Origin of the sequence: Laceyella putida, assembly GCF_042665195.1 — a bacterium.
Classification (GTDB): Bacteria; Bacillota; Bacilli; order Thermoactinomycetales; family Thermoactinomycetaceae; genus Laceyella; species Laceyella putida.
Window position 1 is genome coordinate 1 of the sequence record NZ_JBHTBW010000039.1, and the last position, 3,285, is coordinate 3,285.

3 protein-coding genes and 1 pseudogene are annotated in these 3,285 nt (G+C 45.9%); 2 read left to right on the forward strand and 2 right to left on the reverse strand.

The genetic code is table 11. From position 1 onward, the window contains the following. Window positions 1-272 precede the first annotated feature (272 nt). Together ACFQNG_RS12165 and ACFQNG_RS12170 are read left to right on the forward strand one after the other, a co-directional pair. Window positions 273-695, forward strand: a complete 423-nt coding sequence (locus ACFQNG_RS12165; protein WP_379865347.1) for an MFS transporter — start codon at window positions 273-275, stop codon at window positions 693-695. After that, window positions 589-1,471, forward strand: a pseudogene (locus ACFQNG_RS12170) (MFS transporter); the annotation flags it as partial. The gene ACFQNG_RS12165 and the pseudogene ACFQNG_RS12170, both read left to right, overlap by 107 nt. A 211-nt stretch (window positions 1,472-1,682) precedes the next feature. On the opposite strand, the gene ACFQNG_RS12175 reads toward ACFQNG_RS12170, so the two are convergent. Together ACFQNG_RS12175 and ACFQNG_RS12180 are read right to left on the reverse strand one after the other, a co-directional pair. After that, window positions 1,683-2,396 carry a FadR/GntR family transcriptional regulator gene (locus ACFQNG_RS12175; protein WP_379865344.1) on the reverse strand — a complete coding sequence of 238 codons (714 nt, stop codon included), beginning with the start codon at window positions 2,394-2,396 and terminating at the stop codon, window positions 1,683-1,685. Window positions 2,397-2,702: 306 nt separating this feature from the next. Continuing rightward, window positions 2,703-2,960: a hypothetical protein gene (locus ACFQNG_RS12180; RefSeq protein WP_379865345.1), complete on the reverse strand. Its 258-nt coding sequence runs from the start codon at window positions 2,958-2,960 to the stop codon at window positions 2,703-2,705. Between the last annotated feature and the right edge of the window lie 325 nt (window positions 2,961-3,285).

Below are 3,285 nucleotides of genomic sequence, written 5' to 3' on the forward strand. Positions count from 1 at the left end.
AATTTTCAAGGTGCGTTTGTTTGTGGTCACCACTCTTTCGTGGCGACAAGGAATAATATATCACGACTACTAAATGAAAACAACACTTTTTTTAAAATAAATTTATCAACCAATTAATTCCAGATCACACAAACTAGTTAATTCATAACTGGACTCATCGAAAAGAATCCATCATAAAAGATGTTGATCATGTCATAGAATACATTGCTGACCGTTTTTATTCGCGAGGTGTCCATATGAAATTCCATTTCATCGGAAGACAATGGTAGATACTGCTATTAGTTTTCAGCGGAACCTTGATTTATGCGGTTGACCGTTCCAGCTTGGCCACCGCAAGCCCGTTTATCGCAAGAGAACTTCATCTGGATATGAGCACGATGGGACTGGTTCTTTCTTCCTTTGGTTGGACTTACTGTCTATTTAATCTGCCTTCCGGTTGGCTGGTTGACCGTTTTGGGGCAAAGAAAATATACGGAATCGCCGCTGCCATCTGGTCTATCGCTTCCGCTTTAACCAGATTGGCACGAAAGTTTAACCATGTTGTTGTTCAGCCGAACTTTGGTGGGAATCGGCGAATCGGCCCATTTCCCCGTTGCTACCAAAGTGGTAAGAGATCATTTCGCCGAAAACCAACGCGGCCTGGCAACAGGGCTATATTTAGCTGGGCTACGCTTGGGGTACGCTCTTACGCCTAGATTGATGATATGGTTAATGCTCACCTTTGGAGGCTCCAGCCACCCTGATTGGAGGGCCGCTTTTTTTGGTAACGGGACTTGGCAGCTTGGTTTGGGTCTTGATCTGGTTTGCCACCTACCAAGAAACCAAGCCCTCCTCGAACCGGAAGACAGCCATGCGCGGAACATCCCATTGGGCAATCTTATTGAGACATCGCAATACATGGGCAATCCTTCTCATTAAATTTCTCCAGGATTACCTCTATTATTTATATCTGACTTGGTTACCTATGTACTTTATTATCGTGCGGCAACTCCATTTAGCATCCGTCGCTTTTTTCGCCACCTTCCCATGGGTCGTTAGCATGTTCATCCAACCAGTCATCGGACTTGTGTCCGACCTGCTCATCAACCACGGCCACTCTCCAACAAAAATGAAAAAATCACTGCTTATTGCAACCCAATTGACAGCGACTTCCGTCATCTTCGCCACTTTTGTCCAAACAGCCTACCTCGCGGCTATTCTCTTGGTTATCGCCCTTGCCGCTGAATCCGCGTCTGCGGCCCTCCTATGGGCCCTCCCTCAAGACATCGCTCCCAAAGAGTGCACAGGTACACTGGGTGGCATGATGAACACGGCAGGGGCATTGGCCGCCATTGTGTCTCCAATCTTGACGGGCTGGGTCGCGGAAAAGGCAGGGTTTGCCATGGCCTTAACGTTGGGTGGCGCATGCATGATGGCTTCGGTCTTGGCTGTAACCCTGTTGCTCAGCCGCATCGAGCCGATTCAAGGATGATCTTCATCAGTGATTTGATTCAGTAAATATCGGGCACAGGGTAGAATTCAAGCGGAGTCACCTGTTGCCCGATTTACAAAAACGAAGTCATGTTCTATCATAATCCATTCCTTTGGCCAGTCATTTCATGTTCATCCTCAGCTGAACCGTTTTGAAAATTTAATCCCCTTCATGTTGGAAGCGATTTCATTAATGGGATGATGATATGGCGTTAATCTTCCTGTTGCCGCAGTTCTCCCCGCTGCTTACTGACGGTCGCCTCTACCCCTTCCAAATGTTGCAACATGCGCTGCCGCGCCAATTCCTTATCTTGTCGCATAATCGCTTCAATAATCAACTCATGGTCTTGCAATGATTCCAACGATCGTCCGGGAATGCTGTAACTCCCTTGCCTGCTTTTCGCTAATAAATCCAATAAAGAAATCATGATTTTGACCACGACTAAATTGCAAGAAGCCTCCGCAATCGCCATATGGAATTGCGCATCGCGCTCATCCAACACCTCCGGTTGGTCAGAATGAAGTTTGGCATCCTGTATGATCCACTCCAGCCGTTCCAAATGATGCTGTTGCCGTCTTTCCGCAGCCCAAGCCGCCGCTTCTGTTTCCAATACTTTTCGAATCTCAAACAAATCGTGAACAGCCGCATCCTGCCAGATTCCTTGTGAGAACGATTCGATATCCGTCGGTTGAATGTTCGCAACAAAAATGCCTTTCCCATGCTTCACATGCAAAATATTTCGTCCAGCCAATGTTTTAATCGCATCGCGGACCACCGTGCGGCTCACTTGGAACAAGGTTGCCAAATCCCGCTCCGTCGGCAAACGGTCCCCAGGCTTCACTTCCCCTTTTACAATCGCATCCATAATCTGCGAGATGATTCTTTCACTCATCGAAGATCGTTCTTCAAAAATCGGCTTAAACATATATAATAATTCCACCCTTTATAAAACAGATTTTGCTGAACCTTAAAACAGGCTCAACCAAAATATATCATAAATCCATAGGGACTGGGATGATCTTGTCATCTTTACTTACGAAACTCCTTCTCCAACCATTGTCCTGTTGGTTCTCTCATGCTTGACGTTCATATCTGCCATAAGTTCATAAAGCCGCGACATCGGGGTTCTTGTTTGTCCTGGTTTGCTTCTTCCAGCACGGCAGAAAGAAACTCTTTATAAAATATCCGCCACCCGCATAGTTCATGATGAGGCAATCGGCGGCTGTTTGTGTCAAAGTTGCTTTCGCCGCATTGGAATCGGCGATGTATTCTTCTTGACTATGCGAAACAGTTGAGGGGCATCTTCCGGGGACAAGACAATCCCTTTGGGTTGATACTTTTTCACTTTTAGTGCGCGAAGCATGCAAAGCTTAAGCGGCCCCAGCTTAAACCCTTCCGTTGCCAACGTAAACACGGAGAACGCAAGCAAACCTAACGCCAAGATCAACGCGCCAAAAAAGACGATATACCCCAAAAAAATCCAAGCCAATACTCATCTGTTTACCTCGATCTGTCTTTACACAAATAAAAAAAGGCCTTTTCTTCTTTTGATCTATCCTCCCTTTGTGACTGTGATTCCCCCTCCTCCATCATATAAATCCATTCGTAAGCAGCTAGATTATTTATATCCAATTTTCTACACGATTTTTTGAACATGTTAAAAGTGGACAAGCACCATTACCGCAAACATCCCAGCACAAAAAAGCCTCCACAACCTTTCGGCTGTAGAGGCTTTTCGCGCATTCCCTGAAAACTAAAGAGTGAGTAAGCGTGACCTAAGAAAGTGTTCGTTCATTTAGCTCGTAAGAGCTCCT

Excerpts from the sequence above, each read along its gene's own strand:
- ACFQNG_RS12175 (WP_379865344.1), bottom strand. The coding sequence starts at position 2,396 with ATGTTTAAGCCGATTTTTGAAGAACGATCTTCGATGAGTGAAAGAATC.